Raw genomic sequence first — 22020 nt, forward strand, 5'->3', positions numbered from 1 at the left:
GTCTGCACCAAAGGATGGCGCAGACAATAATTAAAGGATGATTTGTTTCATGAAATATTTAAAAACACCATATCTAAAGTTTTCTACTCTTTTATTTATCTGTAGTGGTCATTCGTTGTTGTGGGCAGCAGATACCACTCAACAAAGCGAAGATGAATGGAAATTCACTTTAAAAAATGCCTATATCAACCGTAATTTTGATAATGATGCCCTCAAAGATACGGGCAGCTGGTCTCAGGCAGCATCATTATTTTATAAATCGAAAATGCATGACACCCCACTGCAAATTGCAGACAAACCCATTACGATTGGTGTAGATGCTTCTGTTCAATATGCTGTGCGCTTAAGTTCAGATAAACACGTCGCAGACACGGTTTTGCCTTTTAATAAGGAAACACAATCTCAAGCGTCAGACTTTTTAAAATACGGCGCCACTTTAAAACTAGGATATGACAAAACCCTTTTAAGTGTTGGTGAACTCTGGTTAGACCTACCTGTAACGGCTGTCGATGCTAGCCGACAATTACTTGCTTCATATTGGGGAACCAATCTTAAGTCGCAACTTTCAGATCAGCTCTATGCTGAAATTGGCCGAGTGGAAAAAGTCTCACCACGAAATGAAGAAGACTTTAAAAAGTTTTCGTTCACGGCAAATGGAATCACTAAAGAATCTGATGGCTTAAATTATATTGACCTGCGCTATCAATTTACACCTTCACTCAAGGGCGAATATTACTTTGGTAATTTAGAAGACCTCTACAACAAGCACTATGTTGGTCTTGAGCATAATTGGAAACAACCTAATTTCGCTCTTACGTCTAAGTTTAAATATTTCAATGCAAAAGATGACGGCAATACTTTTGATATTGATGCGCAAAACATTGGAGTGTTAGAAACACTTAAAGTAAAAAATCATACCTTTGGTTTGGGTTACCAGCAAATTATGGGTGAATCGGCTTATCCATTACCAGATGGTTTCTTACCAGAGACCTATTTCATTAACTGGAATGCAACAGGTTTCTTTAAAGAAGACGAAAAGTCTTATCATGTGATGTACGGCTATGACTTTAAAGACTATGTGCCAGGCCTAAATGCGATGGTGAAATATGTTTACGGACATGATTTTAAAGCACCCAATGGTGAGAAAAACCATGAAACCGAGTCGAATGTGATTTTAAATTATGCGTTTCAACAGCCGTTCTTAAAAGGCGTGGCCCTGCAATATATTCGGATTGATTACAACGTAAAACATGGCAATGATTTTGGTGAAGGCCGGTTGTTTGTAAATTACACCAAAAAGTTTTAAAGACTTTTTAAAACTCATCATTAAAAAAGAGACCGTAAATGGTCTCTTTTTTCTCTCATAATTTGAAATCTAGACTATCTATTTATTCGTATCAATAGAGACTAAAACAGATAAACCAGGACGTAATAATTTAACGTCTTTTTGATTTTCAACGAGCTTGATCCGTAAAGGTAGACGCTGAACAATCTTGGTAAAGTTACCAGTTGCATTGGTCGCAGAGATCGGAGAGAAAAATGCGCTAGTAGATGGAGAGAAGCTGTCTACCACACCTTTTAGCTCAACATTATAAGCATCTACATAGACATTAACAGGTTGTCCAATTTTTATTTGTTTTAACTCAATTTCACGGAAGTTGGCTTCTACATAGACTTGGTCTAAAGGCACAACCACCATGAGTGGATTACCAGCGCTCACAAAGTTACCTACGTTAGCTGACTTTTGACCAATCATGCCATCAATAGGTGCACGAACTTCTGTATAACTCAAATTCAGTTTTGCTTTATCAAGTGCTGCTTGTGCTTGTTTAAGAGCAGCTTGTTTGGCTTGTACCTGAATCTTGTATTGGTTGAGCTGATACTGTGCATCAATCACTTTTTCTTTACTGCTGTCTAAGTCAGCATATTGTTCAGTCAAAGTCGTCTTAGATTGCTGTGTAATTAATCTAGACTCCGCTCCAAGTTCCTGTAGTTGCTCATAACGCGCCGTATTATCTTTTGTGAGTTTGATTCCAGCTTCTACTTTTCTCAGCTGTGCTTCAGTTTCTCGAATAACAGTGGGTTGTCTATCAACTGCGAGCATCGCTTCACTCACGTCAGCTTGTGCTTTTGCATAATTAGATTCAGCTTCGGCCAAAGCAGCTTGATAATCGCGTGCATCAATCCTTGCTAAAAGTTGGCCTTTTTTTACGGTCTGATGATCTTTAATATAAATTTCTTCAATATTGCCAGATACTTTAGGGGCAATGGTTGAGTACTCTACATCTATACGCGCATCATCTGTTTCAATAACCGAAGACGGTAAAAATATAAGTTTTAAAACCCACAAAATAGATGCTAAGACAATAATGAACGCAATAACCATAACCCAATGCTTTTTGAGATATTGCACCTTTGTTAACTTAGGTGGTTCGGTGTGGATAGTATCTTGGGCTTCGAGAGTACTCATAAAGATTTTCCTGAGTTATGACTATTCATTAACTTAATGAGAGCGATACGTGGCGGATAAGTTCGAACTGGCAAAATCAACATCACAATGAACAAAATAGCGGTAAGGCCAGCTAAGATGAGATATTGATCGCTAATAACTAAAACAGATTGTTGCGCTTGAATCGCAGAATTTAGGGCAGATAAACCACCTGAAACACGATCTGCACCATTTGCGTTAAGCACAGGGGGAGTAAGTGGATTAATGACAGGACCTTGAATATTTTGGAAAACATGTTGGGCGGTGTTTTCAATCAGCCGTGTTGAATGGTATTCACCGCGCACTCGATTGATCCAATCCAAAATACATACACCCAGTACACCGCTAATCGCACGCGGAGTATTAATCATTGGTGATGCATAAATTGCCATGGTTGGGTGAACGCTGTTTGTTCCCATCATTAAGAGCGAGAGCACGACACAGGTTTGTCCCAAACATGAGATTGCATGCCAAAAATAAAATTGATCTTGATTCCATGTAGTATCAAGTTGACTTGCACCTAGGCAACCCGCAATGACTAGAAGTAAACCAAACCCGTGTACGTATCGGCTATCCACCCAAGCTTGATTTAAAAGCTTCACAACAATAGGAATATAGATAAATTGCAATGCCGCAATTTGTAAGCCAATCCACATGGTCTGAGTGGGTTTATAGCCATGCACTGCACTTAAGTAATTGAGTGGTAATGTGCTGGTCGACATACCAATAATGACAAAGCAAAAGAGTGCGAAAACAGCATAAGCAAAATTTCTGATTTCGAGCATTTGCGGTTTAATGAGTGGTGACGGATAACGCCATTCATGTATGAAAAACCAAGGTAAAGTAATTGCACTAATTAAGGCTAATACACAAATTAATTGGGAATGGAACCAGTCTAAGTGATTGCCATGCAACAACATGGTGCTCAGGCTGGCTAAGCTAATAATCGCTAAAATGGCACCCGTCCAATCGTAAGTTTTTATTCTTGAATAATTCAATGGATCTTGAGGAATACCAAAATAAACCAGTGCAGCACTTAGCGCACAAAAAGGAATGGTTTGGAAAAATATCATTTTCCAGCCAACTACATCTAAATAAAACGCAGAGAGTGCAGCACTTAGGTTAGGAAAGAATGTTGCTGTTAATGCGTAGCAGGCGAGACCCCATAGCCGAATGTCAGGTCCTAAAAATCTAAGTGCGCAGGCCATGAGCAAAGGAATAGTTAAGCCGTTGGCGAGCCCTTGTAAGCCACGCAATAAATAAAATATTTCGATATTTGGACTAAAAGGAATTAAAACGCTAGAAAAGAGGCAAAGTCCTATAGCAAAAAGCAGAACTCTGCGCATAGAAAAAATGACTGCCCAACTGGTAGACAGAATCATGCCAATAATCATGGCACTTGCGTAAATACTGTTGACCCAATAGCCAGAGTCAACACTAATTCCCATCGCGCCACGAATGTCGACTAAGGTAATGCTGGTGATTCGGTTATTAAATTCAACAGTCATTGCAGCAAATATTGCACCTGCTAAACCGATGAGTGGTTTTGTATTCATCTTTTACCTTAAATCTTAAACATCCATTCATTGCATGGAGCAGATATTTACTGCACTGTACCGATCGGTACTCTACTCTTTAATTAAATTTCCGTCAATTCTCGATTTTGAACTTTTCGATGAGTTACACTTAGAATGAAATCGCTAAAATTTTTATAAGGTCAATATGTCAGTTTCAACTAAAGCTAATGAAAAAGATCAAAAAATTCTGGATGCAGCAACCAAGTTTTTTTTGATTCACGGTTTTAGTGGAACAACGACAGACATGATTCAAAAGGAAGCGGGTGTTTCAAAAGCAACGATGTATGGGTGCTACAAAAATAAAGAAGCGATGTTTGCTGCCGTCATTGAACGTCAATGCAGGAACATGCAAGAGCAAATCATTTTAGTCGAGACAAAAGCTGAAAATTTACGCTCGGCTTTAACCGAGATGGGGAAAACCTATCTGTGTTTCATATTGTCGCATTCAGGATTGGCATTTTTTAGAGTTTGTATTGCAGAAGCAGTTAGATTTCCAGAGTTATCTGAAAAATTCTTTGAAGTAGGTCCGCAAAAGCTTGCAAATATTATTGCGGGTTATCTTGAAAAATCTCAAAAGAATAAAGAGATTGAGTTAAATTCTTCTGCTGATATAGCAGCAAATATATTCTTGGCATTATTACGAAGTGATGCCCATCTAAAATGTCTGACACATCCCAACTATACAATTTCTGATAGTGAAATTAGTACTTGGGTTGAATATGCTGTTGATCTATTTATGAAAAATATAAATATTAAAAAAAGTATTTAATATCGTTCAAGGACAAAAGGTCCAAGTGCTGTGAATATTATTCCTCAGTAATAAGCTGCTATAAAAAAAGCCCTAAATATTAAGGGCTTTTTTTTATATATTCTTAATATCTACTGACGGAGAAACCCCAAAAAAACGTTTATATTCTCGGGAAAATTGCGACAAACTTTCATATCCGACTTGAATACTGGTCGTTGAAATATCATATTCTTCGGTCATTAATAAGCGCCGTGCTTCGGTTAACTTCATTCTCTTTTGATACTGTAAGGGACTCATTGAAGTGATATCCCTAAAATGTTGATGAAAACTAGAAGCACTCATACCCATTGTGCTTGCCAGTTCTTCAACGCTAAAAGATTTTGCAAAATTTGTTTTCAGCCATTCAATCGCTTTCACAATTCGATGACCTGTAGTTCCGGCCGCGACAATACGTTTAAGTCGATCGCCTTGTGGACTCATCAATAAACGATAAAAAATTTCCTTAATAATCAGGGGAGACAAAATGGGGATGTCTTGTGGTGTATCTAGTAGTTTTATTAACCGTATAAAAGCATCATTCAACTCTGAATTGACTACTCCAACAGCCATTCCTTTTTTCTCAGTATTTACGTCTTTAAAAGGAATATGGGCTTCAAGCATGATTTGGGCGAGTACATACGGGTCTAGCCGTAGCACTATTGAAAGATAAGGTCGCTCAACTGAAGCTTCAAGAACTTGAGCAATGACAGGCAGGTCAATTGCAGTAAAAAGGAAATGGTTAGAGTCATAGGTATAGGTTTCTTCGCTAAGAATCACCTGTTTTTTACCTTGAGCAATCATACATAGACTTGCATCCATCATGCTGCTACTTGGTTGGGTCAATGTTTCTGCACGATATAAAGTCAGTCCCATAATAGGTGTTTCGAATGTACCTTTTTCTCGGGTCCATTGATCGACAAGTTGAGCTAATTCTTGATTACTGTCTAGAGAAGACCTATTTGCCATTCAGATTCCACCGATTACCCTCTGTATTTTTATTGTAGGCATTTCAAATAAGAAAAATAGTGAGAAGTGCAACAATTCGGAGGATTAGGCAAATCTGTGAGAGGAATAGAACAACAGCTTACGATTTTCATTTTTATACTGATCAACATGGCACAAAGTCGATGAGTTGGAACTTAGTGAACCAGAACGTTCCAAAAACCTATTTATGGATTTTCAAAATCTATAGCCATCAATGAATGTCCAGCGAAGAAATCGTCTTTATTTAAACATTAAACATGAGAGAAAAAATATGACAATTGAAGTTTTAGGTTATGCCGCGCTGTCATCAGAAACTCCTTTAGTTCCGTTTAAGTTTGAACGTAGAACCCCACGTGAAGATGATGTTGTCATTCAAATTGAATATTGTGGTGTTTGCCATTCCGACCTACATCAAGCTAAAAATGATTGGGGATTTAGTGCTTATCCGATAGTTCCGGGCCATGAAATTGTAGGGCGCGTCACCTCAATTGGTCCTAAAGTCACAAAATATAAGGTCGGTGATTTAGTGGGTATTGGCTGTATGGTCGATTCATGCAGTACTTGTTCTGCTTGTCATTCAGGGCTAGAGCAATATTGTGAGGAAGGTAACATCCAGACTTATGGCAGTGTAGATCGCCATGATCAACGACCAACTTATGGTGGATATTCACAAAGCATTACGTGTAGCCAAGATTTTGTATTAAAAGTACCTGAAAATCTGGATGCTCGAGCTGTACCACCACTACTGTGTGCTGGTATTACGACTTGGTCACCGCTGCGTCATTGGAATGTTGGAAAGGGTAGTAAAGTTGCTGTAGTTGGTTTAGGTGGTTTAGGGCACATGGCGATTAAACTTGCCAATGCTCTAGGTGCTGAAGTGACATTATTCACCCGCTCAGCAAATAAAGAACAGGATGCAAAACAACTCGGAGCGCATCATGTTGTGTTATCAACAGATGAAGCTCAAATGAAATCAGTGTTAAATCAATTTGATTTGATTATTGATACGGTGCCTTATAACCATGACTTGAAGCCTTATATTCCAACGTTAGCTTTAAATGGAACGATTGTGTTAGTTGGTTATTTAGGTGAAATCAGCGCAAATTCAGTACCTATGATTTTAGGAAGAAAATCAATTGCAGGTTCAGTGATTGGTGGAATTAAGGAAACACAGGAGCTACTCGATTTTTGTGGTGAGCATAATATTGTGTCTGAAGTAGAGATGATTGATATGCAAAACATTAATGAAGCTTTTGAACGTATGCTAAAGAGCGACGTGAAGTATCGTTTTGTGATTGATATGAAAACACTGTCTGAAGATTAATTTTGTAGTCATTTTCGGCTGTGCATACTATGCGTAGTGTGCACAGCTCAAAGGTTTAATACCAATGTGAGTGTTATGATTTAGAAGGAATGTATTTACGCATAGCAAAGATAAATAGCGTAAATAAAATACTGAAACCAAAAACAGGTAAGCTTAGCCCTAACACGAGACCCACCAATATTAACCCTATTTTTTGTGAGCCAGTTGCACGGTTCCAAACTAATAAGCTTTGACCAACAAAGTGACTCGTCATGAGTTTTAAATTCGAGTTTTTAAATGCAGCCCTATATGCATAAATAATCATAATGCACAGTAGCAAAGCATAAAGTGCCAGTACTAATTGATTTATCCAGCCAAATAAAACACCAATATGCGCATCAACTCCCCAACGAGTGAGCTTTGCCACCAGTGAATAGTCTTTAAAAGCAAGTTGATCGATGACTTTATGTTGTTCCATATCAATTGCGATACTGTCTGCTTGAGTTGGCCATTTGCGCTGAATCTCGGCTATCGTCCAAGCTTGATTTCCACTGATCGGTGGTTTGATTTGTATTTGTGCTGCATCAATACCATGTGCTCTGGCTATTGAAAGAGCGCTATCGTACTCACTTGAAATAATATTTAAATTCAGGTTTTCACTATGAGGCATGTCGTGATGCTCATGGTGCATTACAGTAGGTAAATTATCTTCTTGAAGAGAAGTTGCCAATGTTGGGGTTTGCCAGTTAAGCCATTGACGAGCAATCCGAATATTATCTCCAGCCCACTCGGACCATGTAAGACCCGTAATGGCGATGATTAATAAGAGAGGGAATAACGCTAAACCCAACGTGCTATGCCATTTCAGTAATCTATTTTTTTGTGTCTGTCTGATTTTAAGATTTTGGCGACGTTTCCACCAATTATAAAGTCCAGTTAAAGTCAAAATGGCTAACCAGCTTGCAGCAAGTTCACTATAAAAGCGACCCCATTTTCCTAGTAATAAATTGCTATGTAACTGGTCGAGTGTAGTTCGAAATGGCAGAACCCCACTGGTACCATAAACCGCTAGATGGCCTTTGGCTTTAAGTGTAAAAGGATCAATAAAAACGGCTTCACTCGTAAAATCATGTATAGGATCTGAGAAAATTACACGAGTTGTTTGGTCAGCACTTGGGGCTGGTCTAACTTCAATCACCTGTGCAGACTTAGGCATTACTTGCTTTGCGGCTTCAATTTGCTGGCTCAGCATATGTGGCGGTTGCTTCAGTGGCTCAACATATAGAACATCTTTATAAATCGCTTGCTCTATTTGAGGCGTAATGGCATAGAGTAAACCAGTGATTGCTGCGAACAAGATAAATGGCGCAATAAAAATACCAGCATAAATATGAATTAAACGGTAAAGACTACGCCAGAAGGATGATTGGGTCAGCATCAGAAAAGAATGTTTGTCAGGTGGTGGGCGGATTATAACGACTTATTTATCTTGATGCTGATTGAGCTGTAACCAGTATTAAATTATTTGAGTAGCTCTTAGGCATATTGTTTGGTTTGATAATTAAATGGTTTTTATTACTTGGTAAATTATATATTTTTTACTTACGCCTTAAGATCTTATTTACATGACATATTTAATAATGAAACAACTTATTATTTAAATAATCTGGATTTTTTATCGTACATTCTTCTACAAGAACAGAAGATATCCAAATATCAGAATTAATATGTTAAAAACCGCTTATTTTAGGATAAGCGGTTTTATTAGAATAAAATTGTATACAGTTCCAAATTAATGATGGCCTTGGGAAATACCACCATTTCCATCAGAAAGACTAATTCGAATATTTTGCATCATGCCTTGATCTTCATGATCTAAAATATGGCAGTGCAATACAAAGTCACCGAGGTAGCGTTCATACTTGGTTCTAACAATGACTTTATAACTGGCTCCTTGTACGTTTTTAACCCAGATAGTATCTTTCCATGTCCCTTTTAGACCGCGATATTGTGGGTCAGGGGCAGCTGTTTTGTCATAGTCATCCACGGCGTTAATATCACTGACATCTTTACCGTTAGGGTCATACACTGCCACGACTTGAAATGGGTTTACATGAATATGAAAAGGGTGACTGGCTAATTTAGAGGTGAGTATCCATTCATCGGTTTTGCCTAATTCGAGTGTACGGTCAATTCGATCTGGTTGATATGGTTTTCCATTCACCTGAAACTGAACTGGATCAGCATTTGTATCAATATTAAATTCTAAAAATTGTTTATACGGTGTAGCGGGTAAGTCCTGATGAGGAACAAAGTGACTGAATTTCAGATTTTGTTGTAAATCTTGAAGCACAGCAGGACGCATATCTGGGGCAATATTGCGTGCTGCATTATTGCTTAACGCCGTTGTTAAAGACTGAGGTGTTGAAGTGGCTTTATTAACTTGAATGATACCTAGTAAGCGTCTTTGCGAAAATGTACGGTCTACGTTAGCCGAAGCTGACGCCGCTTCATCAATTAAACAATAACGGCCTTCTTGCGGGAATTGCATTAATGCATCATAACGATAACCCGGTTGAAAAACGGTAACTGTTTTATCCATAACCTGTTTAAAGGTTAGACCATCTGCTGCAATCAGGTGTTGGTTTACAATAGGCCCTGTACAGCTCTCACTTAATAATTTCTTTTCACCCATTGGGGTCAAATCGAGTTTGGAAGGAATATTTTGCATTTGACGAACGCTTAAGTTGATACTGTCACGGACACCTGCATGTACCATTCGCCAACGCTCAACTTGTCCTGCAACCGCTTGAGTAATGAAAGGTTGTATTTCGCCATTAATACTCGTATATCGGCCTGATTTCCCCCAATCACCCGGGCCAAACCCCTGATAATCTCTAATTTCACCAATTTGATTGTTTTGGCAAATATAGTTGCCATTATTATCGGTTTCGATATTTCCGTTAGCATCATAGCAAGCATATTGGATTTGCTGAAAAACTAGCGTTCTTTCTTTAAAACCATAAGTGAGTAAATCTAAATCACCTGTCTTATTTGGGGTAGGCTGACGATATCCACGAATAATTAAAGCACCGGCCATACCACTTGCAACTTGAATAGCGGTTGAACCATGTCGATGTGGGTGATACCAAAATGTTCCGGCTGGATGATCGGGTGGAATGTTGTATTCATATTGGAAATTAACACCCGGATTAATCGAAATTAAAACGTTATCACTATTTCCTGCTGGGTTAATCCATAAACCGTGAGTGTGCATGTTAGTGCCATCAAAACAATGGGGTTTATTCACATCAAAATGATCGCCAGTACAACTTGGGTCTTTAGGAAATTTTTTGTGAGTAATCGGATCTATATCAAGTTGGTTATCTAAATTTGCTCGTACAGTTTCTCCCGGAAATACTTCAATCGTTGGAGCAATATAAGGTGTATTGGGCTGTGTATCTGTACCTTGATAACTACGTAAAACAACTTCGTCATAACGATTTGTCGCTGGGTTCCATAGTTTATTCCTCGTTTTTTTAACCTCCCATGTAAATAATGCTTCATTAGAAGATTGCATTTGCGGCGTATTTGTTGATGAAACTTTCGGGTTGGGGGCAGCAAGTAATGCAATATGTTTACGCGCAACAGTCATATCGGGTGGGTCTTCTAATATACGTTCAGAAGAATCATTTGCTGATACACACCAACTTACTAAAGTTAGAGGCGTGCATAATATTAAATGAGCTATTTTCATAATGAATATAGGCCTGAAAAAATCAGGCCTCTCCCTTAATTATTATTTTGAAGTTTCTAAGCGAACTTGAGAAATACTCAAGCCTTGAGAGCTTACTTTTTCTTTCACCTGATCAAGCGTTAAATCAGTAGCAACAAACTGAACTTCTAAGTCTTCAGCCGCCATGCCTAATTGCTTAACTTGATCACTGACTTGATAGACCAATTGACCAATATGGCCTGGGTGTCCGCCGTGATCATGATCTAACACACCGAAGTAGTTAATTGTGGCAACATAAATTTTTTGGTCAGGTTTATTTTTTGGAGATAGATAAATCTTATAGGTTAGATTTGGATTACCAATCATTTGAACATTATCTAATATTAAATATGTTTGTCCTGATGAGAGCTTTGTTTGAGTAAGTTGACTTGAGTTCTCTAGGAAACTTGCAGTTTGAGGGGCTAAAGCTACTTTTTGAGTTACACCCATAAGCTTAATGCTTTTATTACTGCTAACTGGTTTATGATTCATTTTAAATAGGTTTGCTTTTTCAGCACCTTTACTACTCATGACAGTAGCTTCAACTTTACAAGCATTTTCATTGGTATATCGCACTGGGATTTTACCGGGGGTAAATACATCAGCAATGGTCATGGTGACTTTGTTGCCGTTTTCATCTGCAAAAGTATAACGGGTGTCATACCAACTATCTGGCATACCTAAATTTTTCTTAGCCCATTCAAGTGTAATTGGTTGCCCATTTGCTTTTTTATTTAACCAACATTGCCATAAGCGGTCGATATTTGCATGGTGCATATAAAATACGGGGTCTAAGCCTGCAATAGGTACAAATCCCATATCTGGTAGTACACAGTTTTTACCGACTGCACAGTGCATGACACCATGGGGTTGAGACTGTAATTGGTTAGAGAAGTCTGTGAAGTTATCCCATTTAAATGCTTGAGCAGCGCTGGCATTGTCTGGATCTATGGCGCTGATATTTGCATTTAAACCCGGTGTACGGTACTGATCATATAAAGTACCAGCCTGTTTACCACGAACCAATTGAGGGAGTGCTAAGCCTTTACCATTAGCAGCTTTTTCTTGGTAATAATCCCAATAAGGAAGAGAGTAATCTTGCCCAACATATTTACGTACTGTTCGCTCATAAAAATAAAGCATCATACGGTGCCAAGGTAAGAAATTTAAATTGCCATGTTGGCATGTACCCCAAACTTCATCGGTAAAGCCATCATTTGGAACTGGTGAGTTTTGAATATGCTTATAGTAACTGTCACATACTGCTTTACTATATATCTCTAAACATTGTGGCATACGGTATTGATTAACATAATAATCTTTGTCTGTTGCATGTGTACCTGTACCAAAATAGCCATGTGTATTGGCCCAGTAATTAAAGCTTGTACGAAACTCCGGTGATAAAGGGGGAGCATTATTATTTGCTCGCATTTTTTCCAGACCCTTTTGTAATGCGCTTACTTTGGCTGGATCTTTTGCAAACTCCGTGGCACTCATTCGTAGTGAGTCAGCATGAGTCGTTAAGCTCATACCACACAATAGAGTTCCTAAAATATAATAATTTCTCTTCATGATTTTAAATCCTTGTCATGTTTAATATTCTTATATTTGATTATTTGTAATGTATGAATTTACCCTTAGGTTGGGTAATTCTTAATCTAATCTAGCATATAAAGAAGTTTTTATTAAAGGTTTATGTTTGATATTAATAATGAAAAAATTTAACTTTAAAATCTGTAATTTTTTAGAAAAACTTAATTATTTAGTATATTGTTTTTAATGTGTTTTTATTAATAATTAAAAGATTTTTAAAATAAAAATAATTATATTTTTACTTAATGTGTTTTGTTTTTTAAAATTTATGTGTTTAAAGTCTCATTATTAAATAAAATGTTAGATGTGAAAATTTTTGATTGAAATTAAATATTAAAAATTTATTTTATTTGAATGTTAGCATGCATGCTCTAAAGGTTTTGTATAGGGCTATCTATATTTTGAGTTTTAAAACATAAATTACAATTGCATGATTATTAAGTTTATTTTGTAATTTTGGCATTTTTATTGCTTAATTACTCTTATCTTTAATACAACATTTGATTTACTAACTTATAAATGATGATTCAAACCGTCTTGCTCTCTTATGGTGTCTTTTTCATATGAAAAATGCACCAAATAGACACGTCTTTTTATTTTGCACTGTATTTGTGCGTTGGATGCTGTAATGAAGTCATTGGTTTCAATACTTACTTTACTCATTCTATGTGGATGCTCTTCATCTGAACAAAGTAGAAAAACTAAAGAAAACTTGGTAGCCCATTCGATATGTGTTTTTGATAGTACAAATACAAAAGTTTGTGTAGCCAAACCAGCCCAAAGAATAGTTTCTCTATTTGAGTCGGGTTTAGATGGCTTATATATGCTAGGGCAAGGTCATAAAGTGATTGGCATACCAGCCGAAGTATACATCCAGCCTTTATTATTTAATGCCTATTCAAAAATAGATAAGCGTATTGCCAATAAACAGCTTGCGACGCCTTCACAAGGGGCAAATGCAACTAATATTGAAAGTCTTGTGTTGTTAAAACCCGATTTGGTGATTTTGGGGAGCGGGCAAACCCAAACGATTGAACTGTTACGGCAGTTTGGCATTGCTGTATATGTCATGGAGTCCAGCACTTATCAGCAAGTAAAAGAAGAGTTATCAGAAATTGCCGTTTTGAACGGTGCCCAAAAGCGTGCTCAAGAAATTTTAAATTTCTCTGATGAAATTGTGGCAGAAGTTGCAGCAAAAACGGCACGTCAGCCAAATAAAAAATCGATTTACTATGCATGGTCAGGAGGGCGTATTTTTTCTACCTCTGGACGTCAGTCGATTACCAATGATTTTATTGAGCTGGCAGGTGCTTACAACATTGTTCAGACCGATGCTAACCAGCCCAATGTAAATCCCGAGACCCTCATTGAATGGAACCCCGACAATATTGTGCTTTGGAATACAAACCCAAAACTGATTTATGAACGAAAAGAATTACAAGGTTTAAGCGCTGTACAAAACCGTAAGGTATTTAATTTGAGTCCTGCATTTATATATAACCCCCATACCATCAAAATCATTATTACGGCGATTTATTTGAATCATAGTATTTATCCGGAACAGTCTGATTTACCAGTAAGTGCTTTACAACAGCGTATTTTAACTAAGTTGTATGGTGAGCACCTTGCCAAAGCATTGGTGCAATGAATATGCAAAAGCTGAAATATTATTGGTTTTACCCGTTACCGTTCGTGATGATTTTTATCTCGTTGCTCATAGGGCCAACGCAGACATTGAGTGCATGGGATTATTTGTGGTGGGGTGTGCAAGCGGTGTTTGGTACACCATATTTTGATGCTGAGCAATTTAGACTGATGCAAAACATTCTCGTAAATGTCAGATTACCCAGAATTCTACTGACCTTTATGGTGGGTGCTGCGTTAGCAACTGCGGGAAATGGTTTACAGGCATTGTTTCGTAATCCTTTAGTTGACTCGTATGTACTCGGTATTTCATCTGGTGCGGCGTTCGGTGCAGCTTTAGCACTTTCTTTAAGTTGGCTTTCACCAAACCTATCCGCCTTTATTTTTGGCGTGTGCGCTGTTGGTTTAACGTATTTATTTGCCCATCAAAAACATGAAAGCCAGACATCTTTAGTCATGGTAATTTTATCGGGCATGATTGTTTCGGGGCTGTTTTTGGCAGGACTTACAGTCATTCAATACTTAAGTGATCCATTTAAATTACAAGCCATTGTGCAGTGGACCATGGGCAACTTACATCAAGCGTCTTGGCAAAAGGTTCAATACGCCGTGCTACCAATCTGTATTGGTCTTGCTGGATTATTTGCGATGCGTTGGCGCCTAAACCTAATGGCACTCGGTGCCGAAGAAGCACAGGCGGTTGGTGTTAACCCAAGGTGGGAACAGCTTCTTTTAATTGCGCTGGTGACTGTATGTACGTCAACTTCTGTAGCAGCGGCTGGCATTATTAGTTTATATGGGCTGTTTATGCCACATATTGTGAGAATGTTGGTTGGGCCAGATCATCGCTACAGTATTCCTGCCAATATGATTTTGGGCGGTAGTTTTCTCCTGTTGATTGATAACTTTTCTCGGGTTTTACTAACGTTTGAAATACCGATTGGTATTTTTACCATGTTACTTGGCGCACCATTTTTCTTATTATTAATGAAAACACAGAGGACTCATTGGGCATGATTCAAATTGATCAGTTAAATTATGCCTATGGGCACAAACAGGTCCTTAAAAATATTCATCTGGAATTTCCTGAAAATCAGTTTTCAGTGATTTTAGGGCGTAATGGTTGTGGTAAATCTACACTTTTTAAATTGATGGCGGGCCTAGAACCTGTAAAAGATGGGTTGATTCGTTATTCTGGAAAACCACTATCGGACTTTAACGGGAAAGATCGGGCAGCCTTACTCGGCTTTTTACCGCAGTTTCATAAAACCGTATTTCCATTTTTGGTTAAAGATGTGGTGATTACGGGACGTGCCGCTTTTAGTCGATTTCGTCCTTCAAAATCAGACTGGGAACGTGTAGACCAAGCTTTGCTTGATTTAGACATCGAGCATTTGCGTGACCGTCCTTATACCGAGCTATCGGGTGGCGAAAGACAATTGGTCATGATTGCCCGTATTTTAGTACAAGCACCGAAAGTCATTTTGCTTGATGAACCAACCAATCATCTCGATGTTTATTATCAGTCTTATTTAATGAAAAAATTGCGTCAGTTGTCGCGGCAAAATTTTACGGTGATTGCAATTATGCATGATCCCAACTTGGCTTTTTTATTTGCAGATCATTTGTTTTTTATGCGCCAACATGAGGTGGTTAAGCCTGAGTCAAAAACACGAATAACCGATCCGAAGTTTTTAAAAAGTGTCTATGATGTTGAGTTCCATGAAGCCATGATTCAAGACAAAACCATTGTTATCCCTGATCATTCTTGGCTATAAATATGACTTTTCACTATCATCTAGCAGACAAATCAGACTATGCATCTGCTGTAGAGTTTGCTCTTTATACGAGACATTTATTATTTCCAGAAATCTATCATGGGCAAGTCCCCAAAGATTTAAAAAATTTTGGGCAATATTATGTTAATGATCCATTAGGTTGCTTTATTACGGTAAAAGATAAAAACCGTATTATTGGCACTATTGCATATCGGGCGTATGACCATCGTTTTGATTTAAATTTGCCATCTAAGACAGTGGAAGTGGTTAAGTTGTTTGTATTGCCTGAATACCGCCGTAATGGTATCGCAACTATGCTATGTAAAATGTTGTTTAGCCATGCACAGAAGAATGAAATTACCACTTTGTATTTGCATACCCATCCATTTTTACCTGCGGCTGAGGAGTTTTGGCGGCTTCAAGGCTTTGATGTTATTAAACGTGAGTGGATCGAGACCTATGACACCATTCACATGAGTAAATCTTTATAGTGCTTTATCATGTGCATGAAATCTTTTTTGAAAATGGGTAGGCGGATAACCCATAATTTTACTGAACATTGCTGTAAAAGCTGCCGAGTGTTCATAGCCCAAACTAAAAGCAATTTCAGTAATGGAGATATTTTTTTTTAGGGCATTTAAAGCATAGATGATGCAGACCCGATTACGCCAAGCCTGAAAGGACATGCCAGTTTCTGACTTAAACCAGCGGTGAAAAGTCCGCTCACTTTTATTGTGGTCATGTGCCCAATTTTTAGGGCTGCTATGAATATCGGGATGCTGCATAAACTCAGCACACTGTTTAGATAACAATGTGTTGTGAGGCAATGGAATAAACAGAGGCAGGGCTGGTGCAGCTTCTAATTCATATAACAATAAATCGATAAGAGCGCCGTCACGGCCTGAATGTTGGTAGTCAATAGGTAGCTGATTAGCCTGAATGAGCAGTTGATGTAACAAAGGCGAGACTTGTATAACCTCGCAATAGTTTGCTTGTCTTGGTGCACTATTCACTTCTATATACAAACTATAAGTACTGACTTTAGATAGCCATACCCGATGTGGTTTGCCTGCAGGTATCCATACACCGCTGTACGGTAACACGAGCCATTGCCCATCTTCAGTTTCAACTTTCATGAGGCCTTCGGGTGCATATAAGAACTGAGCACGGCGATGGCTATGCGTGTCTAACAAAGTATCAGCAGGATAGTCTGATCCTAACGTTAGAACCGCTTGCGGTAGATGGTCTACCTCGTTAATTGGAATATTACGCATATATTTTTGTCTGAAATTAATAAAAATATGGCTTTTCTACGTTAGTTTGCCATAAAGCTATTTTATATCATGCCTCTATAAACGTGAGGAAGATAATCATGCTATATGAGCTATTTTTATTTGGACTACTTTCAGGCATAACCACTTGGTTATTTGGTTTTGGAGGCGGTTTTGTTGCTGTACCTTTGCTTTATACCGTCATTATTCAAAAGTCGAGTAATGAAAGCATGGTGGGGGTACATGCGATGCAAATCGCCGTAGCTACATCAGCTTTTATCATGCTCTGCTCGGCAAGTTTTGCAACCTTTCGACATTTTTGGTCTGGACATATAGATTGGCAAAAGATCCGCTTTTTATGGGGTGGTATTGCACTTGGTGGAATTGTCGGTGCAGTAATGGCCTCATTGTTTAATGGCAGTTGGCTTCGCTGGATATTTATGGGCTATGTGTTCATAACCATTATTGATTGTTATTACCGACCAGGGTTTATGGTGACATCAATGCAAAAGCAAAACTATGGACAAAACAGCGAACTCATTAAAGGCGGAGTTATCGGCTGGGTTGCAGCGCTTTTAGGTGTGGGTGGCAGTGTAATGACAGTTCCGTTATTACGGCGCCGGGGTAGTTCTATGGCAGAGGCCGCGGCTATCGCAAACATTCTCACGCTGCCTTTGTCTTTAACTGCAACGCTAACCTATTGTGTATTATCACGTTGGCAATCTACATGGACACCTAGTGGATTTATTGGTCTAATCTGGTTTGAAGCTGCTTTATTCTTGGTTGCTGGAACATGGATTGGGCTATATTTTTCAGAAAAATTTATTTCAAAACTGCCGGATTTATGGCGGGCAAAGTTGTATCCGCTACTTTTAATAATAGTTTTACTAGTCATGCTTTTTTTAAATTAACTTTTTATTTCAATTAATTGAAGAATAATATCTCTTAAAAATTGAATCTCTAAATGCTCTAAAACGCCAAATTTTTATGTCTTAAATGGCTTCGTTGAAAGACAGATAGCTTGAGATTTAAATCTTAAATAAAATCAATTGTCTTTAGGAGACTGTGACATAGGATCTCAACTCTTAATTGTCATATAAGTTAAGACTTTTTAGAAATCCTTGCCACATAAGTTAAGATTTTTTAAAGAACGTCAATTCAAAAAGCTATTTAAGTTTCATTATATAAACTTTCTAAAAATTCACGACTTTCGTAATAAGGTACTTTAACATTGAACTTATTTCTTAATTCTTGATAAGTAATCGGGGGTTCTCCAATCCCTGCAAATTCATATAGATGTTTTGCAGATTCTTTATCACGAACTTCAATAGGAAAGGATCTTGCACCATTCGCTAACAGCCACATTGTCCGTGTCACCCCATTTGTAAAACCAATATAAGGATTACCGCGTTCGAATCGTGCGGAAACAAATGCAAGAGGAACAGGATTGTGTTCACTTATAGAAAAACCATCAATAGCATGTTTGAATTTATAATCATTTGGCATATCCTTTCTTAGAATACAATGATTTGAGCGATGTTGATCATCTAGATAAATAGATGAAACTAACCAGTAGTAGTAAAATTTCAATGCATCTACATGAACTATATAAAATTTATCATCAATACATCCGAATTCATTACGCATACGACATATTTTATTATTGCCCAGATTAATGTTCCAGACTGCTCTTTTGTGATTAATTGACTCCATTTCTGGGGGGAGAGGCGAGGTATAGTTTTGCGTAAATTGAGTTTCCAGCTTAAAACATTCAAGTTTCTTTAAGTATCCATAGTGATTGTTGATTGGTACAAATATTTTTGTGAACATTACTAATCTCCTGAATTAGTCTGATTTTTTATAAATTTTTGAAATAAAATATTTTTTTGTTGATTAGTTAAGTGTGTTTCTAGTTCATTATTAAAACTAGTCAATACTGTGTTAAGGGTTTTTTCTTGAAAACTGAATAATTTCCAATCTACTTTTTTGAAAAATAATAGGCAAGAATTTTGAGGTAAAAATTTTGAATTAAAGAAAAAAAGGCAGGGAAGATTATAGAGATCAACAATTTTCTGTATTTTTGATTGATCATTAGGACTTAATAGATAAGCTTTGTATTGATGATTAAATTTTGATACAGCTAACTCATTAAGATAAATCAACTTAAGGCTGCCTGTTAAGTAAAATAGTATATTTAATTTAGCAGCGATATACCGCATTGATGCAAAATGATGAGATCCACCTTTACCATTCACTAAGTAGAGTGTGGGATTCCACCCACACAAGAAAAAATGATCAAGAGTATTAGGATCATGAATAATATTAATATCTGTGTGATTTAAATTTTTTTGAAAATGTTCTGCATCTATTTCAAAAAATTCTCTACAATCTTGCTCGACGAAATCCTCCATTGATATACGATTCTTGATGTCGCTTCGACTAGCACAAATACCGGTAATACCCTGAATTTCCAGAAATACATTTATAGTTTTAAACAAAAATAAATTTTTTAATGATTGCTGTAAGGCAATAACATCCTTACAGCTCATTTTGTTCGATTGGTAACGGTTTCTAGGATCTCTACTAGTAGATAAATCACTTAAGATATCTAAGCGTAACGCATCATCATAACTAATGTTATTTTTATTTTTCCAAATAATTGGAGAGTGATGTAAATCTTTACGAGACTTGATAAAGCCTCGTAAAGATAAGAAAAAAAACAGTTGATCAATGAGATGCATAATTATGATCTTAGAAAATAAAGTTAATTTCTTAGTTTTAGAAATGCAAGTCAACGATTTACTGGCACTTACTTAGAATTCTTTAATATCCTTCTTACCATAACCTGCTTGTAGTAATTTTTCCACATCAGTTTTTTTGAATAATCTAATAGAATAATTATGATTACCAAATAAATGTGGTTTGATTAAGCCTCGTGTCACTAAATTCATAATATGAGCTGGATGCATATTTAGAAAATTATTAGCTTCAGACGCGGTAAAGAATTCTTTCTGAACTTCTGTTACATATTTGAGCTGTTTTTGCGGAATAGAACGCCAATATGCTATACGCCGAACGGTTAAGAAACCTGTCCTAATCCAATTATTCTGAAGTTCATTAAATGTGCAGTTGAGTACCTTAAGTACCTCATCAAGTTCAATAAAAGTAGGATCATTTTTCCTTTGTAAAAACTTATCAAAACTACGCCTTAGTATGACAGGAGGACATATTTCTGGATCATCAATAATTAGCCAATTATGATCGATAAGTTGAGATACTTGTTCGGAGGAAATATTTAAAACAAGGGCTGCTTCATTTAGACTCAGAAATTCTTGTTTTTTGCTTTTTGCACAAGTCCCTTCTTTTCTTCGTCCAAAATTGTGTTCGTATACTGTTATGTTTTCAATAATATATTTGCTGATATGCTCAACATCATCTCTGCAATAGTAAGCAGGATAAAGACTATTTTGCATAACAGGGTTAATGCTCAAGCTACCAAGTTTGTCTTTAAGCGTAACTACTGAAACATTTAATTTTTTTGCTAATGGGGCTAAAAAAATATATTTTTCATTAAAATCGAGAACAAATTTTTTATTTAAGCAAAATTTTTTATGACGATTGATAAATTTTTTTGTGACAGGAATATTTGGGATTTTTAAAAATTTATGGGTCAGAAATTTATTGATACACAGTATTTGACTGATTTCAATAACACCAAAAAAATCATTTGAATCATCTAGAAAAACAGGAGGCTTATTGTAAGTGTAAGATTTATTAATACTATTTTTATCGTTGATTAGCCAATCTTCAATGATTTTTGTTGTGAAATATGCTTTATCATTTTGCATGAGATCATCATGATAAAGAATTCCTATTCTTAGTCTCTTATGCAATGCAATAAAACTGACATTTAATATATATGTTGTATCTTTTTTGCTGAATTTTCTATCAATAAGTTTAGAAGAGCGCGAATTATATTCTTGAAATGGTGAGAGTATTTTCTCAAAAAAAGCACCAAATTTGGATTTTTTTCTAAAAAAAGGTAGTAATTGGATTCTCGGGTGAGCATATACTAAATTATTTTCTATTTCCTTTATAAATTTTTCCTTAAAGATATCTTTGTTAAAAAAATAATCATGACATAATCTTAAAATATAAGAGTAATCAATTCCCTTGTCTAAATTGGAAAAATATTCAAATAAAGCTGTCCAGATATCAAAAAAAACCTCTATAAAGTCTTTATCATCTATTGCCAAATTCTCTAAGAACCAAAGATTGGTTTCGTTATCATCTTGTTTAATTGATTTTATAGGACTTTTCCTTAAATCAAACTTACAAGTAGGGCATTCGAATAATGACCTACGATTTATTGGTAAAATTTTATAACACTCTGGACAATTAACAGTTAAATTAATTTTGTGTTCAGGACAGATTGTAAGAGGATTTAATAACCAGTTTTTTCTCCAGTACCCATTATTTTCTAAGCAAATTGAACAGAATTTATTTAAACTAAATGATAACAATTGGGTTTGAATTTTTTTATCGTTATTCCAGATAAAATATTGAAGTGGCGGAGGAGTTTTTCTTATAACGAGTTTCAATAAGTCATCAGAAAAGTTTAAGTTTTCTATAATTTTTCTAACTTTAACTTCATCAGTATATATTGAATTATATGATAATTTATAAACTGAAATACCAGCACTATTTAACATTTTTTGGGGGGATTGGTAACCATTTGGATATGAGGCTCTTAACAAGAAGCTTGCTATGAATTCATCTGGAAATGGAATTGGGGTATGAGAAAGCGTTAATTTTTTCAT

18 protein-coding genes are annotated in these 22020 nt (G+C 36.6%); 8 read left to right on the top strand and 10 right to left on the bottom strand.

Going from position 1 to position 22020, the window contains the following annotated elements; all coding sequences use genetic code 11:
* Positions 1 to 49 precede the first annotated feature (49 nt).
* On the top strand, positions 50 to 1306 hold the full coding sequence (locus QLG01_RS13085) for an OprD family outer membrane porin (RefSeq protein ID WP_282496631.1): 1257 nt from the start codon (positions 50 to 52) through the stop codon (positions 1304 to 1306).
* Positions 1307 to 1384: 78 nt separating this feature from the next.
* Here the strand turns inward: QLG01_RS13085 and QLG01_RS13090 are convergent, their stop codons facing one another.
* Complete coding sequence (locus QLG01_RS13090) at positions 1385 to 2470, bottom strand: HlyD family secretion protein (RefSeq protein WP_282496632.1); 1086 nt, start codon at positions 2468 to 2470, stop codon at positions 1385 to 1387.
* Positions 2467 to 4044, bottom strand: a complete 1578-nt coding sequence (locus tag QLG01_RS13095; protein WP_282496633.1) for an MFS transporter — start codon at positions 4042 to 4044, stop codon at positions 2467 to 2469. The genes QLG01_RS13090 and QLG01_RS13095 overlap by 4 nt, the downstream gene beginning before the upstream one ends.
* Before the next feature lie 166 nt (positions 4045 to 4210).
* On the opposite strand from QLG01_RS13095, the gene QLG01_RS13100 reads away from it, so the two are divergent.
* Positions 4211 to 4834: a TetR/AcrR family transcriptional regulator gene (locus QLG01_RS13100; RefSeq protein WP_282496634.1), complete on the top strand. Its 624-nt coding sequence runs from the start codon at positions 4211 to 4213 to the stop codon at positions 4832 to 4834.
* Positions 4835 to 4927: 93 nt separating this feature from the next.
* On the opposite strand, the gene QLG01_RS13105 is transcribed toward QLG01_RS13100, so the two are convergent.
* The gene (locus tag QLG01_RS13105) at positions 4928 to 5818 is read right to left on the bottom strand and encodes an AraC family transcriptional regulator (protein ID WP_282496635.1); all 891 of its coding nucleotides are present in this window, start codon (positions 5816 to 5818) and stop codon (positions 4928 to 4930) included.
* A gap of 289 nt (positions 5819 to 6107) precedes the next feature.
* On the opposite strand from QLG01_RS13105, the gene QLG01_RS13110 reads away from it, so the two are divergent.
* The gene (locus QLG01_RS13110) at positions 6108 to 7160 is read left to right on the top strand and encodes an NAD(P)-dependent alcohol dehydrogenase (RefSeq protein ID WP_282496636.1); all 1053 of its coding nucleotides are present in this window, start codon (positions 6108 to 6110) and stop codon (positions 7158 to 7160) included.
* Between the two features lie 73 nt (positions 7161 to 7233).
* Here QLG01_RS13110 and QLG01_RS13115 read toward each other — a convergent pair whose 3' ends face one another.
* The 3 genes from QLG01_RS13115 to QLG01_RS13125 form a co-directional block, all read right to left on the bottom strand.
* On the bottom strand, positions 7234 to 8577 hold the full coding sequence (locus QLG01_RS13115; protein WP_282496637.1) for a PepSY-associated TM helix domain-containing protein: 1344 nt from the start codon (positions 8575 to 8577) through the stop codon (positions 7234 to 7236).
* 354 nt (positions 8578 to 8931) lie between these two features.
* Entirely contained in the window at positions 8932 to 10896 is a 1965-nt protein-coding gene (locus QLG01_RS13120) for a multicopper oxidase family protein (protein WP_282496638.1), read from the bottom strand.
* 42 nt (positions 10897 to 10938) lie between these two features.
* On the bottom strand, positions 10939 to 12486 hold the full coding sequence (locus tag QLG01_RS13125; RefSeq protein WP_151828139.1) for a tyrosinase family protein: 1548 nt from the start codon (positions 12484 to 12486) through the stop codon (positions 10939 to 10941).
* Positions 12487 to 13135: 649 nt separating this feature from the next.
* Between QLG01_RS13125 and QLG01_RS13130 the strand changes: the two genes are divergently transcribed.
* The 4 genes from QLG01_RS13130 to QLG01_RS13145 are packed head-to-tail and all read left to right on the top strand — an operon-like array spanning position 13136 to position 16420.
* Positions 13136 to 14155: an ABC transporter substrate-binding protein gene (locus QLG01_RS13130; protein ID WP_282496639.1), complete on the top strand. Its 1020-nt coding sequence runs from the start codon at positions 13136 to 13138 to the stop codon at positions 14153 to 14155.
* Positions 14156 to 14157: 2 nt separating this feature from the next.
* Positions 14158 to 15168 (top strand): iron ABC transporter permease, encoded by a 1011-nt coding sequence (locus QLG01_RS13135; RefSeq protein ID WP_282496640.1) that lies wholly within the window; start codon positions 14158 to 14160, stop codon positions 15166 to 15168.
* Positions 15165 to 15929: an ABC transporter ATP-binding protein gene (locus QLG01_RS13140; RefSeq protein WP_151822842.1), complete on the top strand. Its 765-nt coding sequence runs from the start codon at positions 15165 to 15167 to the stop codon at positions 15927 to 15929. Before QLG01_RS13135 ends, QLG01_RS13140 begins: the two co-directional genes overlap by 4 nt.
* A complete protein-coding gene (locus QLG01_RS13145; RefSeq protein ID WP_081399308.1) occupies positions 15926 to 16420 on the top strand; it encodes a GNAT family N-acetyltransferase in 495 nt (164 codons plus the stop codon). Before QLG01_RS13140 ends, QLG01_RS13145 begins: the two co-directional genes overlap by 4 nt.
* Here QLG01_RS13145 and QLG01_RS13150 read toward each other — a convergent pair.
* Complete coding sequence (locus tag QLG01_RS13150; RefSeq protein WP_182918024.1) at positions 16415 to 17203, bottom strand: helix-turn-helix transcriptional regulator; 789 nt, start codon at positions 17201 to 17203, stop codon at positions 16415 to 16417. The two genes, QLG01_RS13145 and QLG01_RS13150, sit on opposite strands and share 6 nt — an antisense overlap.
* Positions 17204 to 17301: 98 nt before the next feature.
* Between QLG01_RS13150 and QLG01_RS13155 the strand changes: the two genes are divergently transcribed.
* Positions 17302 to 18111, top strand: coding sequence for a sulfite exporter TauE/SafE family protein (locus QLG01_RS13155; RefSeq protein ID WP_282496641.1), 810 nt, complete (start codon positions 17302 to 17304; stop codon positions 18109 to 18111).
* Positions 18112 to 18370: 259 nt separating this feature from the next.
* Here the strand turns inward: QLG01_RS13155 and QLG01_RS13160 are convergent, their stop codons facing one another.
* The 3 genes from QLG01_RS13160 to QLG01_RS13170 all read right to left on the bottom strand — a co-directional run bounded on the left by QLG01_RS13160 (position 18371) and on the right by QLG01_RS13170 (position 22020).
* Positions 18371 to 19030: a hypothetical protein gene (locus QLG01_RS13160; protein WP_282496642.1), complete on the bottom strand. Its 660-nt coding sequence runs from the start codon at positions 19028 to 19030 to the stop codon at positions 18371 to 18373.
* A 2-nt stretch (positions 19031 to 19032) separates the two neighbouring features.
* Positions 19033 to 19941 carry a DUF6685 family protein gene (locus QLG01_RS13165; RefSeq protein WP_282496643.1) on the bottom strand — a complete coding sequence of 303 codons (909 nt, stop codon included), beginning with the start codon at positions 19939 to 19941 and terminating at the stop codon, positions 19033 to 19035.
* A gap of 72 nt (positions 19942 to 20013) precedes the next feature.
* The gene (locus QLG01_RS13170) at positions 20014 to 22020 is read right to left on the bottom strand and encodes a TniQ family protein (protein WP_282496644.1); all 2007 of its coding nucleotides are present in this window, start codon (positions 22018 to 22020) and stop codon (positions 20014 to 20016) included.

The sequence above is a fragment of the Acinetobacter sp. V89_4 genome (assembly GCF_029967875.1).
Lineage (GTDB): Bacteria > Pseudomonadota > Gammaproteobacteria > Pseudomonadales > Moraxellaceae > Acinetobacter > Acinetobacter oleivorans.

Excerpts from the sequence above, each read along its gene's own strand:
- QLG01_RS13130 (WP_282496639.1), top strand. The coding sequence starts at position 13,136 with ATGAAGTCATTGGTTTCAATACTTACTTTACTCATTCTATGTGGATGC.
- QLG01_RS13125 (WP_151828139.1), bottom strand. The coding sequence starts at position 12,486 with ATGAAGAGAAATTATTATATTTTAGGAACTCTATTGTGTGGTATGAGC.
- QLG01_RS13100 (WP_282496634.1), top strand. The coding sequence starts at position 4,211 with ATGTCAGTTTCAACTAAAGCTAATGAAAAAGATCAAAAAATTCTGGAT.
- QLG01_RS13165 (WP_282496643.1), bottom strand. The coding sequence starts at position 19,941 with ATGCATCTCATTGATCAACTGTTTTTTTTCTTATCTTTACGAGGCTTT.
- QLG01_RS13160 (WP_282496642.1), bottom strand. The coding sequence starts at position 19,030 with ATGTTCACAAAAATATTTGTACCAATCAACAATCACTATGGATACTTA.
- QLG01_RS13150 (WP_182918024.1), bottom strand. The coding sequence starts at position 17,203 with ATGCGTAATATTCCAATTAACGAGGTAGACCATCTACCGCAAGCGGTT.
- QLG01_RS13135 (WP_282496640.1), top strand. The coding sequence starts at position 14,158 with ATGCAAAAGCTGAAATATTATTGGTTTTACCCGTTACCGTTCGTGATG.
- QLG01_RS13115 (WP_282496637.1), bottom strand. The coding sequence starts at position 8,577 with ATGCTGACCCAATCATCCTTCTGGCGTAGTCTTTACCGTTTAATTCAT.
- QLG01_RS13105 (WP_282496635.1), bottom strand. The coding sequence starts at position 5,818 with ATGGCAAATAGGTCTTCTCTAGACAGTAATCAAGAATTAGCTCAACTT.
- QLG01_RS13170 (WP_282496644.1), bottom strand. The coding sequence starts at position 22,020 with ATGAAAAAATTAACGCTTTCTCATACCCCAATTCCATTTCCAGATGAA.
- QLG01_RS13095 (WP_282496633.1), bottom strand. The coding sequence starts at position 4,044 with ATGAATACAAAACCACTCATCGGTTTAGCAGGTGCAATATTTGCTGCA.
- QLG01_RS13110 (WP_282496636.1), top strand. The coding sequence starts at position 6,108 with ATGACAATTGAAGTTTTAGGTTATGCCGCGCTGTCATCAGAAACTCCT.
- QLG01_RS13085 (WP_282496631.1), top strand. The coding sequence starts at position 50 with ATGAAATATTTAAAAACACCATATCTAAAGTTTTCTACTCTTTTATTT.
- QLG01_RS13140 (WP_151822842.1), top strand. The coding sequence starts at position 15,165 with ATGATTCAAATTGATCAGTTAAATTATGCCTATGGGCACAAACAGGTC.
- QLG01_RS13090 (WP_282496632.1), bottom strand. The coding sequence starts at position 2,470 with ATGAGTACTCTCGAAGCCCAAGATACTATCCACACCGAACCACCTAAG.
- QLG01_RS13155 (WP_282496641.1), top strand. The coding sequence starts at position 17,302 with ATGCTATATGAGCTATTTTTATTTGGACTACTTTCAGGCATAACCACT.
- QLG01_RS13120 (WP_282496638.1), bottom strand. The coding sequence starts at position 10,896 with ATGAAAATAGCTCATTTAATATTATGCACGCCTCTAACTTTAGTAAGT.